The 12,761-nt window shown below is 62.2% G+C and carries 15 protein-coding genes; 6 read left to right on the top strand and 9 right to left on the bottom strand.

All coding sequences use genetic code 11. From position 1 onward, the window contains the following. Position 1: 1 nt before the first annotated feature. The 3 genes from N551_RS0119395 to N551_RS0119385 form a co-directional block, all read right to left on the bottom strand. Entirely contained in the window at positions 2 to 460 is a 459-nt protein-coding gene (locus N551_RS0119395; RefSeq protein WP_027568306.1) for a YidB family protein, read from the bottom strand. A gap of 71 nt (positions 461 to 531) precedes the next feature. Then, positions 532 to 1,152: a general stress protein gene (locus N551_RS0119390; RefSeq protein WP_027568305.1), complete on the bottom strand. Its 621-nt coding sequence runs from the start codon at positions 1,150 to 1,152 to the stop codon at positions 532 to 534. Positions 1,153 to 1,187: 35 nt separating this feature from the next. Continuing rightward, positions 1,188 to 1,508, bottom strand: a complete 321-nt coding sequence (locus N551_RS0119385) for a PepSY domain-containing protein (RefSeq protein WP_027568304.1) — start codon at positions 1,506 to 1,508, stop codon at positions 1,188 to 1,190. Between the two features lie 397 nt (positions 1,509 to 1,905). On the opposite strand from N551_RS0119385, the gene N551_RS0119380 reads away from it, so the two are divergent. After that, positions 1,906 to 2,091 (top strand): DUF3606 domain-containing protein, encoded by a 186-nt coding sequence (locus N551_RS0119380; RefSeq protein WP_027568303.1) that lies wholly within the window; start codon positions 1,906 to 1,908, stop codon positions 2,089 to 2,091. Positions 2,092 to 2,126: 35 nt separating this feature from the next. On the opposite strand, the gene N551_RS0119375 is transcribed toward N551_RS0119380, so the two are convergent. Further along, entirely contained in the window at positions 2,127 to 3,026 is a 900-nt protein-coding gene (locus N551_RS0119375; RefSeq protein WP_027568302.1) for a 3'-5' exonuclease, read from the bottom strand. 1,389 nt (positions 3,027 to 4,415) lie between these two features. Next, a complete protein-coding gene (locus tag N551_RS0119365; protein WP_027568301.1) occupies positions 4,416 to 5,480 on the bottom strand; it encodes a class I SAM-dependent methyltransferase in 1,065 nt (354 codons plus the stop codon). A gap of 181 nt (positions 5,481 to 5,661) precedes the next feature. Here N551_RS0119365 and N551_RS0119360 point away from each other — a divergent pair, with 181 nt between their 5' ends. The 3 genes from N551_RS0119360 (at position 5,662) to N551_RS0119350 (ending at position 8,784) form a co-directional block, all read left to right on the top strand. After that, on the top strand, positions 5,662 to 6,270 hold the full coding sequence (locus tag N551_RS0119360) for a TetR/AcrR family transcriptional regulator (RefSeq protein ID WP_035961606.1): 609 nt from the start codon (positions 5,662 to 5,664) through the stop codon (positions 6,268 to 6,270). A gap of 9 nt (positions 6,271 to 6,279) precedes the next feature. Further along, positions 6,280 to 8,385, top strand: coding sequence for an alpha/beta hydrolase (locus tag N551_RS0119355; RefSeq protein WP_027568299.1), 2,106 nt, complete (start codon positions 6,280 to 6,282; stop codon positions 8,383 to 8,385). A 183-nt stretch (positions 8,386 to 8,568) separates the two neighbouring features. Next, on the top strand, positions 8,569 to 8,784 hold the full coding sequence (locus N551_RS0119350; protein WP_027568298.1) for a hypothetical protein: 216 nt from the start codon (positions 8,569 to 8,571) through the stop codon (positions 8,782 to 8,784). Positions 8,785 to 8,794: 10 nt separating this feature from the next. Here N551_RS0119350 and N551_RS0119345 read toward each other — a convergent pair whose 3' ends face one another. After that, the gene (locus tag N551_RS0119345) at positions 8,795 to 8,977 is read right to left on the bottom strand and encodes a hypothetical protein (protein ID WP_027568297.1); all 183 of its coding nucleotides are present in this window, start codon (positions 8,975 to 8,977) and stop codon (positions 8,795 to 8,797) included. Positions 8,978 to 9,207: 230 nt separating this feature from the next. On the opposite strand from N551_RS0119345, the gene N551_RS0119340 reads away from it, so the two are divergent. Then, positions 9,208 to 9,636, top strand: a complete 429-nt coding sequence (locus tag N551_RS0119340; RefSeq protein WP_035961605.1) for a CopG family transcriptional regulator — start codon at positions 9,208 to 9,210, stop codon at positions 9,634 to 9,636. Between the two features lie 4 nt (positions 9,637 to 9,640). Beyond that, positions 9,641 to 10,840: a PHB depolymerase family esterase gene (locus tag N551_RS0119335; protein WP_027568295.1), complete on the top strand. Its 1,200-nt coding sequence runs from the start codon at positions 9,641 to 9,643 to the stop codon at positions 10,838 to 10,840. Positions 10,841 to 10,922: 82 nt separating this feature from the next. Here the strand turns inward: N551_RS0119335 and N551_RS37215 are convergent, their stop codons facing one another. From N551_RS37215 to N551_RS35930, 3 genes are all read right to left on the bottom strand, one after another. After that, positions 10,923 to 11,132 carry a hypothetical protein gene (locus N551_RS37215; RefSeq protein WP_081747905.1) on the bottom strand — a complete coding sequence of 70 codons (210 nt, stop codon included), beginning with the start codon at positions 11,130 to 11,132 and terminating at the stop codon, positions 10,923 to 10,925. Positions 11,133 to 11,680: 548 nt separating this feature from the next. Next, positions 11,681 to 11,818 carry a hypothetical protein gene (locus tag N551_RS38190; protein ID WP_155809819.1) on the bottom strand — a complete coding sequence of 46 codons (138 nt, stop codon included), beginning with the start codon at positions 11,816 to 11,818 and terminating at the stop codon, positions 11,681 to 11,683. Between the two features lie 426 nt (positions 11,819 to 12,244). After that, a complete protein-coding gene (locus tag N551_RS35930) occupies positions 12,245 to 12,700 on the bottom strand; it encodes an NAD(P)H-binding protein (protein WP_051462853.1) in 456 nt (151 codons plus the stop codon). Positions 12,701 to 12,761: the final 61 nt, after the last annotated feature.

Below are 12,761 nucleotides of genomic sequence, written 5' to 3'. Positions count from 1 at the left end.
GTTATCCCGCGGATTGCGCCGGAAGGCGTCCGTCCGGCGTGTATTTGTCCACGGCCGTCGGAAGTTCTCGCGACAAGCGGTCGAGGATCTCCTGCTGCGACAGGCCGGTCTGCTGCTCCAGCTTTTGAAGAACATCCGGACCGATAGCCTGCTGGAGTTCGGGCGGGGTGACTTCGCGGTTTGGCCCCTGATTGATCCAGGATTGAGCCGCGTCGCCCTGTCCGTTCTGCTTGAAGTGCTCGAGCAATTCGCCGATCCCGCCATTCAGCAGCGAACCCACGCCACCGCCTCCCACAAGGCCACCAAGATTGCCGGGCATGCCGCTCAGGGAATCCTTGGCACCCGCCGGCTGACCGGAGGTAGCATTGCGAAACATGTCCGCCAGCTTGGCCCTATTTTGGTAACCGGCGATTGCGAGCATACCCAGGAGGGCGGTCATCGATGGCATTCCGCGGCTCATTTTCGGCTCCTGAGTTCGATGATCGTCGTGAAGAAAATGGCGGCCCGCCTGGTGTGCGGGCCGCCGGTTATTCATCGCATTCCGGTGCCGTAGAGTTGGCGCTCTCTGCGGACCTCCTCCGCGCCGTAAGGTTTGGCGGAGGGATCGTAGCTCTTCCACTCGGCCTTCTGCCAGGCTGCGCTTCGGTCGCGCAAATTGACGGCGGACTGGTTCAGGATCGCTTCGTATCGCGCGCGGTCCGCATCCGGCACACGAGCCGAAACCAGCGTGCCGCCGCGCCTCACACCTTCGGCGTAGAGTGGTGCTTCCTCGTCGGATACGCCAGCCTGCGTCAACGCCCCGACGACTCCGCCCGTCGCGCCGCCGGCAACGGCGCCGAGCGCGGTGGACGCGAGCCATCCGGCCGCCACTACCGGACCGAGGCCGGGGATAGCCAACAAACCAAGGCCCGCGAGCAAGCCGGCCGCGCCACCAAGACCTGCGCCGAGGCCCGCTCCCGTAGCCGCGCCTTCCGCCCGATCGTCAACCCCATCGCGATCGCGATCGACCTTCTTGTCGGTGCTGTACCAGTTGTCCGAATTGTTCGCGACGATGCTCAAATCCGAATGCGGCACGCCCGCGGCCTCCAGGCTCGTCACCGCGCGCTGCGCATCGGAATAGTTGTCGTAGAGACGTGAAATCGTAATGGTCATCTTGAATCCCTCTAAATCTTCGCTGCTGCGCGAAATTATTTGGCTGCGTTGACGTTGCCCTGGAAATCCAGGCTCACATTGGATGAGGCGCCGCCTTTACTGGCCTTTCCGCGCCAAACGCCGCTGTCGTCCTTCTTCAGCGATGTGACGTTCGTGTAGCCCGCGTCCTCGATCTTGGATTTGGCCTGGCCCTCGGTGAAGCTGTTGGCGCCTGCAACCGGCTTGCTGGAATTGTTCTGGCCAGAACTGTTGACCGCATTATTGTTGGGCCGATCGGCAGCCGGCGGCTTTTGCGCAAACGACGGGCCGGCGAGTAGCGAGGCCGCCGTCAGCAGAAGAAGAAATTTATTGTTCATGTCGTCCTCCAATAGTGGCACGGCACAACAGGTACTGGTCCGAGAAGTTCCAAGTTTTCCCGGTCCGGCCGGCTTGGGTGGAAGGGTCCTCAGGGCAACTACAAGATGGCAGCTGGCGCCGTCGCGTACTGCGCGAGGTCTGCGTCCTCGCCTCATGACGCCGAACAGTGCTGCCTCTTGACGACATCATTCGTTTGGTTCGACTTGGCGCGACCACTCTTGGAAAGCATCGAAGCAGCCGCGACAGGAGGTGCTGGATACACCTGTCGAGTTACGCCGATGCAGGCCGGTCCATCCCGGTTGCCGCCCGCCGTCGCGCTCGGATAGAGGGACCGTTGCGGAACCTGCGAATCCTTACAACGTTGCACTGCCATTAGATTCGCAGAAGGAGGACTTGATGGCAGCCGCGAAGAAGAAGACTGCGCGAGGACGTAAGCAGGACCGGGCGAGCGTCGCAGGCGGGCAGAAGCACGAAGTCGGCTATGAGGCGAAGAAGACCGGATGGTCCGCGCCCGCGGTCAAGAAGGCGGTCAAGAAAGTCGGCAATTCCCGCAAGCGGGTCGAGAAGCGTCTCGGGCGCTGATGCGCAGGCGGCGGCTTCTTCCCGAGCTGCCGGTCTCAGATCCGGCTGGAGAAGCGCGTGAAAGCGGTCAGCGTCTGCAGCCGCGGCTCCACGTCGCGGAGATAGATCTCTGACCGGAGAAATGCGAGCTCCGCGTCGAGCGCGGACTCGCAGACGTCGACGTACCAGGACTTAGGGCGCCCATCTGTGCCGTCGCTCCAGCGATAGCCGCGGCGCTTCAGGGAATGTTTCAGTTCGAACGGCGACTGTTCGGCCCAGATGCGGATGGTCTTCTTTCGTGCGGTCTCGAGCAGGACGGCGAGGGCCGGCGCGCCGGTCGTTGGTAGGTCGAAGTCTAAGATCTCGAGCAGCGCGTGACAGTCGTCAACCGCGCGGTGCGCCTGGTGGAAATAGCCGGCGCCATTCAGAAGGTAGCCAAGCTTCGCTCCATCGAAGCCCTGCTGCCGCCACTGGACCTCGGTCGCTGAGCATGCCCACGCCTTCCGCTCGAAGACGGGCCAGTAGCGTTCGGAAAACTTCCTATCGAATCCACTGTTATGCGCGATGACCAGGACCACGGAATCGTCGACGAAGGCGTTCACGGCGACCTCGTCGATCCTGTGGCCGGCCACCATTTCGTCGGTGATGCCGGTAAGCGCCGTGATCTCGGCTGGGATCGGCTCGGACGGCTCATTGAAGGCGGAGAACGTGTCCCTGACATCAATGATGCGCCCGTCCGGCGTGTAGCCGAACTTGACCATGCCGAGTTCGATGACTTCGTCCTTGCGGTGGTCGAGGCCGGTGGTTTCGGTATCGAGCAGGATGCCGATCCTCGTTTCCTGTCCGGAGACCGCCATCGACCTCGGACGCGGCACCAGGCGCCGGAGGACCCGGTAGTCACCCGATCGGCCTAACGCCTCGGCCATCGCGGCCAGATCCGCTGCGTTTTGAAACATCTCTTCTCATGGTGAGGCGACCAGGTAGGCCCTGAGCCCCTACAATACGGGGCGAGCCGGTCACGAGATATCTGAAAGACAAGCAATTCACGGGCTTTTCGGGAGTGTCGGTGCAGTTGGATCCCGTCGCGGGAGGCTCGCGCAGGGCCTCGATCGCGAGCGCTCCGGAGGTCCGCGCCTATGAATGGGGCGGATCGGGGCCGGCATCTCCGGACGGCTAGACAGGATCCCCATATGGCGCCGACCCCGGATTGCTACGGTCCCACCGGTGCGTGATCGTTTACGATCTTCAACTATATTTGTATCCATGGATCTCGAGTACGACCCCAAGCGCGAGGCCGTCGCGGCGATGAAGCTTGCCGCCGAAGCCAACGGCGCAGAGCGGCAGAGATGGATCACCGCCGCGCTGGCGTGGTCAGAACTCACTCGCCTCCGGGGGGCTGTCGAAGAAGCGTCGCCTAAGCGGCAGCTCGTTGCCGGTGCAAGGCGCAGCGCCTTCCCCTACCCCCTCTCAGGCTGCTAGGCCCTCGTTCAGGCGAAGTGCGATGCCGCACCCGTCTACGACCTCAAATCCTCGCTGGTGAGGCTAAAATCACCGGCAGAGGCCCTCCCGCCAGGCCGCCGGGTGCGCAGAAACGATTCTGCAATGCGCTTGAGCAGACTGCGACGGCGACCGCTGCGCAACCCGATCGGTCGAAACTTGGCCGACGGCCCCCTGCGGCCCTTCGAGCCGTAGGTCCTTCGCTGCGCGCCGACTTTGCCTCAAGCAGTGGAGCGGGCTCGGCCGGATACGGTTGATGTGGCGGGCCCGCGCGAATGCACGGCCTGCGTGGCTCCGCCCTCAAGCCCCCCAGCCCCCAAAAGACGGGGCCACGCTCATTCTCGCCCCTGCAGAATTTTTCGTTGACCGTAACTTGCGTCCGGCCGGGCGGTTTCGGACAGAATGCTGCTTTCGCTGGGGAGACCTTCCAATATTCCTGCTGAAACCACCGCGTTTTTACGCGCAGTCCTCGACGAGGTGTGCGAGAGCGTGTCATGCTACGAGAGCTCTGCCCGCACCACTCGCGTCCATGATCCTCGAAGCCGCCAGCAGGGCGAGACATCGGTCGACAGGCTGGAGCAGATCGGCGGGAGTGTACTTGCGAGGCCCCGAGAGTGCGGAATTATGTGCTCTGAAGCGGAGCAGCGTGGCCAGAGCCGCCCCGGACTCTAACTAAGGTGCGTACGCATTAAGCGGCTAGACCTCTGATGTCCGGTTTGCCGTCAGCATCTGCCGAAGAGCGGATCGCCTCAGAGGCCACAGATGGGTCGGAAGCCGACCAACTTAGGAACAGAAAGGACCGACCAAGGAATTGGGGGCGGCGCGCCTGCAAGGTGCCGACCACGTTTTCATGGCCTCGCTTCCAGCACCATATTGAACGGACCCTGGGTGGCGCGACGGACCTGACGGAAGCCACCTTCCTTCAGCACCTCGGTGAGCTTTGCCTCTCCGGCCTGAGCGCCGAGTGCTTCGCGGACTTCTTGGGCCATCGAGGTCGGCACGCAGATCATCGTCGATGCATTATAGTAGAGACGGCTGACCGGGTTGCCGACGTTGTCGGCCGGATCATCCGCGGCAATCGGCTCGACGATCATCCAGGAACCACCGGGCTTAAGCATGCTCCGCACATGCCTGGCGCAGCCCCGGGGATCACCCATGTCGTGCAGGCAGTCGAACATGGTGACGAGATCGAAGTCTCGCTCAGCGATATCCTTGGCGCGCGCGGTCACGAAGCGGACGCGGTCGGCGAGACCATGGGCCATGGCGTGTGCGTTCGCCTGCTCGATGGACGGCGCATGGAAGTCGTAGCCGACGAATATGCTCTGCGGGAACGCCTTCGCCATCAGCAAGGTTGAAAAGCCGACCCCGCATCCGATGTCGGCTACCTTAATACCCTCGGAGAGCTTCTTGGGCATGCCGTCCAGCGCTGGTAGCCAAGACTGCACGATGTTGTTGACATAGCCCGGACGAAAGAAGGAGCCAACAGCACAGAACAGGCAGCCCGAGCTTTCACCCCAAGCAACGCCGTTTCCGTTCCTGAATGCGGATTCGACCATCGTTCGCCCTTCCACCATCGCCGCCGCAAGGTCGAAAGCGCCTTCCAAGTAGACGGGACTGTCCTTTACGGCAAAGATCATTGCCTGTTCAGGTGTCAGACTGAACCGCTGGTCTGTCTTGTCGAGGGTGATGTAGCCGTTAGCGGCCTGTGCAAAGGCCCATTCACGGACGCACCTTTCGGTCAGGCCGGTTCGCTGTGCGAGTTCAGAAGCAGTCGCGGGGCCGTCCCGGTGCAATGCGTCGAACAGGCCGAGACGGAAGCCGATCCCAGCCGTCGGCACACTAAAGGCCCCGCCCAAGTCCCCCAGCATCTTTCCGACGAGGGCGCCAAGTCTGTCATTGTCCACTGCGCGCATGACTTAGTCCTTCTCTGGCTTTCGAGCTGAACAAAGGTCAGATATATATTCGGTCGGTCGGCCGAATTATGTGCTGCGATGATGCGCGGAGTCAAGTAGGCTGTCTCTTGTTGACTGTGACCACGGGGCGCCCGACATTCGGCCGATCGACCGAACTGTAGTCAAGGAAGGTGGGGACAGAATGCCGCGAAACGGCCGGAAGGCAGACACCAGAACGGTAGTGCTGGAGGCCGCAAAGAGGGTGCTCAGGCAAAAGGGATACGCCAAGCTGTCCACCCGCGATGTTGCTGCGGCGGCTGGTGTCCCACTCAGCCAGATCCATTATCATTTCGGATCCAAACAAGGGATGATGCTGGCGCTGTTCGAGTACCTCAACTCGCAGCTGCTCGACCGCCAGAACGCACTGTTCCGAGATTCCGCCTTAAAGCTGTCCGAGCAGTGGGACCGAGCCTGCGACTATCTCGACGAGGACATAGCCTCGGGATACGTTCGCGTGCTGCAGGAGCTGATGGCTGCCAGCTGGGGTGACGGCCCCGTGGCGAAAGTGGTCCAGGCCGGCATCATGGGCTGGATGAAGCTGATCACAGACCTCGCGCGCCGGGCGGAGCGCGAATTCGGCGGTCTCGGCCCCTTCACGGCCGACGAGGTCGCCGCGTTGGTCGCCCACGCCTTTATCGGCGCGGAGAGCCACTACCTGCTCGGACTGGAAAAGAAAGGCGTTCCTGTCCGGCCGGCTCTTCGGCGCTTTGGTGATCTTATTCGCATCCTGGAGACTGCTCACCGAAAATGAGGTGCTGACATGCGCGCCAAACTTCCGGCTTTCGAAGGAATAGTTGAACGTAACGGTGTGAAGCTTCACTACGAAATCTACGGCAGCGGCGCGGAGACTATCGTCTTCGTGCCCCCGTGGAGCATCGTTCATTCGCGGGTTTACAAAGCGCAATTGCCGTGGTTCAGCGAGCGTTTCCGCTGCGTCACTTATGACAGCCGTGGCAATGGCCGATCCGATCGGCCAGACGACGTGGCGGCATATACGCTGGACAACTACGTCGCAGATGCACTTGCCGTCATGGATGCGGCACGAGTTGGTACTGCCATTCTCGTCGGCCTCTCGCTCGGTGGGATGATCGCATCTGTGATCGCGGCTCACCATGCAGAACGAGTCAAGGCCGCGATCCTGGTCGGCACATCGGCCAGCGTAGGGCCCGCCTATCCTTACATGACGCCGGACCACTTTCAGGCCGAGCGCGCGGAATTCAAGGATTGGGACAAATACAACGGCGCCTACTGGGTCTCGAACTATCAGGATTTCGCGGCTTACTTCGTGGGCTCCATCTTCTCCGAGCCACATTCGACCAAGCAAATTGAGGATGCCGTTGGTTGGGCCAGCGAGACTACGGGGTCCATCCTTGCCAGGACTGTGAACGCGCGGACGATGCCGCCAGCTTTCGATGTGAGCGAGGCCATGTATCGCAAGATCACCTGCCCGATCTTGATGATCCATGGCAACGACGATCAAATCCAGCCCTATGCCCGGGCACAAATCGTAGCCGGCCTGACAGGTGCGGAGTTAACGACGATCGAGGGAGGAGGCCACAATCCGCTAGGTCGCTTTCCGGCGAAGTGCAACACCCTGATTACAGAATTTCTCCAGCGCCGGCTCGGCCTGGTTGCTCGGCCTAAGCGGACTCCTGCGCGGTCAGGGCCGAAGCGCGTCCTCTACTTGTCCTCCCCTATCGGGCTCGGCCACGCCCGGCGGGACATCGCCATCACGCGGGAGTTGCGTAACGTGCTTCCTGATCTGCAGGTCGACTGGCTGGCACAGGATCCGGTCACCCGGTTGCTCGAAGCGAGTGGCGAGACCGTTCATCCGCTCAGCGGCCGCCTGGCCAGTGAAACCCGTCATATCGAAATGGAATGTGGCGAACATGAGCTGCATGCCTTTCAGGCGATTCGCCGAATGGACGAAGTGCTGATTGCTAACTTCATGACATTTCAGGATGCCGTCGAGGAGTTGCGCTATGACCTCGTGATTGCCGACGAGGCGTGGGACATCGATCACTACTGGCACGAGCATCCCGAACTGAAACGAGCACCGCTGGTGTGGTTCACTGACTTCGTCGGGTTCGTTCCGATGCCATCGGGTGGCGAACACGAGGCATTCCTGACAACCGATTACAATGCCGAAATGATCGAGCATGTCGAACGGCATCCCGGCGTGCGTGATCGCGCGATCTTTGTCGGAAACCCGGACGACGTCATTCCTCGGTCATTTGGGAGGGACCTGCCCGAAATGCCGGACTGGGTGCCCAAGCACTTCGAGTTCGCGGGTTACATTCTCGGTGAACACCCCCAGACATTCGGGCCGCGCGCCGAGCTTCGACGACGGCTCGGCTACCGGGACGGCGAGCGCGTCTGCATCGTCACGGTGGGCGGTTCAGGCGTCGGTGCGCCGCTCATCCGGCGCGTTTTGGAGAGTTATCCGCTGGTACGGTCCAGGATACCGGGATTGCGCATGATCGTGATCGCCGGTCCCCGGATTGATCCGGCGACATTGAACGCTCCGGTCGGCGTTGAAGTTCGATCATTCGTAGCCGACCTGGACCGACATCTCGCAGCCTGCGACCTGGCCATCGTTCAGGGCGGACTTACCACGTGCATGGAGCTGACAGCGGCCGGCACCCCCTTCATCTATTTCCCGCTGCAGAATCATTTCGAGCAGACCTACCATGTGGCATATCGACTTGATCGCTATGGCGCTGGCCGGCGGATGAACTATGCGGACTCAACGCGCGAGATGATTGCTGAAGCGACTATCCGAGCCCTGACCGAGCCGACGTTCTCTAAACCGGTCGAAAGCGGCGGCGCAGCACGCGCGGCGCACATGCTTGCGGAACTGCTCTGATGCCGCGGCCGGCCGCAGTGTCGATTCGTGCTTGAAGCTGCTGTAGGTCAGGCCGAATTACGAGTTCGTGTTGCTGGCCACATGGCGCCGCGACCGCTCCGCGTCGAGCGAGAAATCGACACAGATGCTCGCACCTGCCTTCGGACAATCTGGAACGGATGATCGCCCGCTCGATTGGTCGGTATGACCGAGCGAGTTCTCTACGAAAGCAGCAATGGTGACGTCTGGGCGCTGACGCGAGATCCGCGGACGAATACGCCCGTCGTGAAGCACCAGCCCAACATCAGCTCAGGTGGCCAAGTCACCTATACGGATATCGGCCAATTCCTGCGTAGTGGCGCCGGGGGTCCAGAGCGCCAGCAATTGCTGAAGCTGATCGACACGCTGCTGGAGGACTGAGAGAAGCCGCTCAGGCGGACCATTTGTCCTCCTCACGGCGCGCTTCGTCGTCGTTGATGCGCTCGGCCAGATCGGCAGCGGTTTCATGATCCTCCGTAGTGGCGATGGGCTCGCCATCTTGCTTCTTGATCTTTTGTCCTTCGGCAGTCACCGGAAAATCATCGGGTGCTAATCGCTTCTTGGAAGTGGACATGTGTCTTCCTCCTGTAGCCGCGATGATAGCACGCGCCCAACGAGCCCTCAGTTGATTTCAGTCGGTTAGACCTCACGGCCGGACAAACCTACCCTGGGAAGGTTCGCGAAACGGCAGCGGGATCCCGTCCCGAAAGCGCGGCGGCGGGAGATGTTTGCCTGCCGCCTTGAAATTCTTCCGTGAATGTCCATTTAGCATCCAACCGCCATCCATTTGGATGGTCAAAATGGATGTACCCGTTGACCGACAATGTACGCGAACTGCGACCCCGGACCCCGGATACGGAGAAGATCACGATCAACCTGGGCTATGTGGACCTCGGCCAGGTCGATCTCATGGTGCAGGAAGGGTTTTATTCGAACCGCACCGATTTCATCCGGACGGCGATCCGCAACCAGCTCGAGCGGCACGCGGATGTGGTCAAGCAATCGACGGTCCGTAAAAGTCTGGACCTGGGGCTGCGTAACTATGCCCGCGTCGATCTCGAGAGGGCGCGGCGCGACGGCGAGATGCTGCACATCAACGTCCTCGGCTTGGCGACCATCGACCAGGACGTCACGCCTGAGCTGGCACGCGCCACAATTGCCTCGGTCTCGGTGCTCGGAGCCCTTCATGCCAGCCCCGCAGTCAAGGCCGCTCTCGCCGACCGAACGAGGTGAACCGATGCTGAATCCAGACATGGTCCGCGAAGCGACCCGCCTCACACGTGCCGGCCAACTGGTCGAAGCCACTGCACTGCTGCAGCGAATGCTGCGCGGCGATGGCGGCCCCGCAGCGACAAGGGGAAATGCTGTGCCTGTCGAGCGTGCGAGGCTCGAGCCGCCGACACTCGAACTGAAGGCCAATGTCGTCGAGGAGAGGGAGAGCGGGCCGTCCACGCAAGCCAGGCCTGCCAAACGACACAAAGGCCCCGCGCCCTTCGGCGGCATTAAAGATCTTTCCGGTTTCAGCCTGCCAGGTCCGGTCGGGCGCGCTCCACTGTCCAAGGTGGATATTGCACCGGACGGCACAAGGTTCGTCGCTGCCACCTTCAGCAACGCGGCGGGAAGCCGGATGTACAAGCTGTTCATTCCGAGCCGCGCGGAAGGAGGAGCACGTCCCCTCATCGTCATGCTTCACGGCTGCACCCAGTCTCCAGACGATTTCGCCGCCGGCACCCGGATGAATTTTCTGGCGGAGGAGCGGGAATGCTTCGTTGTCTATCCGGAGCAGCCACGCGGAGCCAACCATGCGAAATGCTGGAACTGGTTTCGCACAGGGGACCAGCGGCGGGATGGCGGTGAGCCTTCGCTGATCGCGGGCATCACCCGCCAGATCATGCGGGAGCATCCTATCGACCCCAAGCGCGTCTACGTCGCAGGCCTGTCGGCTGGCGGGGCCGCCGCGGCCATCATGGGTGCGACGTACCCCGACCTATATGCCGCCGTCGGCGTCCACTCCGGCCTGGCCTGCGGGGCTGCCAGCGACCTTCCGTCCGCATTGGCCGCTATGCGGCAGGGCAGCGCTGGACCGATCGGGACGGCTGGCGCATCGGTGCCGACCATCGTCTTCCATGGCGATCGCGACACCACGGTGCATCCGAGCAATGCTGACCGGATTCTCAGTGGCCCGAGCGAAGATGCGAGCCTGAGGACGGAAATTCTTCGCGGGCGAGTACCTGAGGGGCACGCATATACCCGCACCATCCTCACCGATGAAGGTGGCTTGGGCACGTCCGAGCACTGGAGCGTTCACGGGGCCGGCCATGCCTGGTCGGGAGGCAGTCCTGCCGGGTCCTACACCGATCCGCGCGGGCCGGACGCGACCAGGGAGATGCTGCGCTTCTTTTTCGAGCATTCGCTGGCAAGCTTCACACGGACATAGGGCGCGGGCTTGAATTCACATCGCCGGATCTCCGCTTTGCCTGAACGCGACGGAGCAGCCGGCTGGCGGGGTAGGCCTGAGGTCAGGCCTCGCCCGGTTCGGAGAAGATGGAAGCCGGCGGCGTGGTGCGCGGGATCGGCAGTGGTCGTTCAGTTGCTCCGGATTGCCCAGGGCCGCTCTTGGCGTCGTACCGCTTAGCGAGATCCAGCAGACGACGTCGGGTGAACGGATCGGCCCTTTCGGCAATGACACGGACCCGCTGCGCGAGACCCTGATAGAATTCCTGCTCCATGACGCACCCACAACATCACTGCCCCGACTTGAGTGGCCCGCGGTCGTTGAGTCAAGAAGGCACACGACACGCTCTTGCAACTTTCCGCGACCGTCTTGAGATCGGCATGGCGGCGGACGTAGACTGGCCGTCGCAGGGGAAAATCAGATGCCAGTGCCCTATCCGGTCCGGAAGGCGTGCCCGACGTGCGGCAAGCCGATGAAGGCTGTGCCTGACGAAATCGCCAACGGGAAGCTGCGGTACGTCTGCACCAATTGCGGAGACGACCCGCTGCAGGACCCGACGGCCCGTAAGTGGGCGGACAGCCCGCTACGGCCGCCCGCGAAATAGGAGATTTCCCCGCGACTTCGGCGTTCTTGCGCCGACCGACCCCAGCCGGGATTTGCTCCCATGCGAATACTGACAGCCTCTGTTTCGTCGCCTGCCTGTTCTGCCGGCCTCCGCAGCGACGTGCTCAGAAACGATCGCGCATTCGCGGCCCGCGAGGCGCCCGTGTAGTTGAACGCCTCTCATTCGTGAGGGCAGTGCCCCCCGCCGGGCCCAACTTCTCAGAAGGCGAAAGGACGGCCGCTCACCACCGAATGTCCGGTCACGACTAGCTCCGGTTGCTGCACCAGCAACGCAGCGACGCCGACCAGCAGCAGCATCGACGCGACCATGATGGCAATCCACTTCCTGTCGTCCATGAGACACCAATACCCGCTGCGACACCTCGTTCCGAGCATGGCCGCGGCCCGCGCTGCAAAAGATCACGATGATCTCAGTCCCCCGACCTCGAGCTCCCGCCCCTCGTATGCGAGAGCACCTTTACCAGTGTGCGGCCATCATCGATCTCCTTCCGGAAGCAGCGGGGCGGAGCCTAGGCCTCAAAGACTTTGCGGGTGTGAACCAGCTCTCACGTCCGCTGGATATCGACCGCGCCCGTAGCTTGCCGACTATGGCCTTCCGGAGCGCGCCCTGCTCTCGGCAGAGGTCGTCGACCTTGGCCCTCGAGAGCAGCAGTTCGGCCGAGACGGTCGCGACGCCAGCCCGCTGCAGCATGTGGATTTCGCGCGCCTGGGCGCGGATCTGCCCACGCATGCGGGCGATCTCGTTCCGGACCCAGTGGAGTTTCATGAGGTACTGAGAGATTCAAGGCGAGGGTTGGTTTGCGTTTGCTCCGCCAACCAATGCTGCTTTTGCTGTGGGCTGGGGGTCGTATTGAAGATGTCCATCTCGTTGACGGTCATCTGAGAGAGATTGACGAACGCCTTTACGCCATGATGCTTCGCGACGACGGCGACGTTGACAGCCGCTTCGAGATAGGTCGACGCGACTGACATTGCGAAGCAGAGACGTTCGCACCCTTCGATCGCCCGATGTACCGCCATAAGATCGAGTAGATCGCCAACCACGACTTCTGCACCGAGCGCGCGCAACCTTGTGGCCCGCTCGTCGTCGACACGAACCTGCGCCCGTACGCGGAACCCACGGGCGAGAAGCAGCTCGGTCACTGAGCGGCCCACCGAGCCGATCCGTCCAGCCGCCCCGGTCACGAGAATCGGAAGTTCATGTTGTGCCTTGCTCATCTTTCGCCTCACTCAGAATGAATATGCTTTGCCGCGCGACGTATCCGCTCTTGCCGCCGGT

Source organism: Bradyrhizobium sp. URHA0013 (assembly GCF_000518345.1).
In the GTDB taxonomy this organism is placed as follows: Bacteria; Pseudomonadota; Alphaproteobacteria; order Rhizobiales; family Xanthobacteraceae; genus Bradyrhizobium.
Note: the sequence above shows the minus strand (reverse complement) of the source record. Positions and strands in the feature narration are given on the sequence as shown.

Bases quoted from the DNA above. Each gene is read 5' to 3' on its own strand.
- N551_RS0119395 (WP_027568306.1), bottom strand. From the start codon at position 460: ATGAGCCGCGGAATGCCATCGATGACCGCCCTCCTGGGTATGCTCGCA.
- N551_RS0119390 (WP_027568305.1), bottom strand. From the start codon at position 1,152: ATGACCATTACGATTTCACGTCTCTACGACAACTATTCCGATGCGCAG.
- N551_RS0119385 (WP_027568304.1), bottom strand. From the start codon at position 1,508: ATGAACAATAAATTTCTTCTTCTGCTGACGGCGGCCTCGCTACTCGCC.
- N551_RS0119380 (WP_027568303.1), top strand. From the start codon at position 1,906: ATGGCAGCCGCGAAGAAGAAGACTGCGCGAGGACGTAAGCAGGACCGG.
- N551_RS0119375 (WP_027568302.1), bottom strand. From the start codon at position 3,026: ATGTTTCAAAACGCAGCGGATCTGGCCGCGATGGCCGAGGCGTTAGGC.
- N551_RS0119365 (WP_027568301.1), bottom strand. From the start codon at position 5,480: ATGCGCGCAGTGGACAATGACAGACTTGGCGCCCTCGTCGGAAAGATG.
- N551_RS0119360 (WP_035961606.1), top strand. From the start codon at position 5,662: ATGCCGCGAAACGGCCGGAAGGCAGACACCAGAACGGTAGTGCTGGAG.
- N551_RS0119355 (WP_027568299.1), top strand. From the start codon at position 6,280: ATGCGCGCCAAACTTCCGGCTTTCGAAGGAATAGTTGAACGTAACGGT.
- N551_RS0119350 (WP_027568298.1), top strand. From the start codon at position 8,569: ATGACCGAGCGAGTTCTCTACGAAAGCAGCAATGGTGACGTCTGGGCG.
- N551_RS0119345 (WP_027568297.1), bottom strand. From the start codon at position 8,977: ATGTCCACTTCCAAGAAGCGATTAGCACCCGATGATTTTCCGGTGACT.
- N551_RS0119340 (WP_035961605.1), top strand. From the start codon at position 9,208: ATGTACCCGTTGACCGACAATGTACGCGAACTGCGACCCCGGACCCCG.
- N551_RS0119335 (WP_027568295.1), top strand. From the start codon at position 9,641: ATGCTGAATCCAGACATGGTCCGCGAAGCGACCCGCCTCACACGTGCC.
- N551_RS37215 (WP_081747905.1), bottom strand. From the start codon at position 11,132: ATGGAGCAGGAATTCTATCAGGGTCTCGCGCAGCGGGTCCGTGTCATT.
- N551_RS38190 (WP_155809819.1), bottom strand. From the start codon at position 11,818: ATGGACGACAGGAAGTGGATTGCCATCATGGTCGCGTCGATGCTGCTG.
- N551_RS35930 (WP_051462853.1), bottom strand. From the start codon at position 12,700: ATGAGCAAGGCACAACATGAACTTCCGATTCTCGTGACCGGGGCGGCT.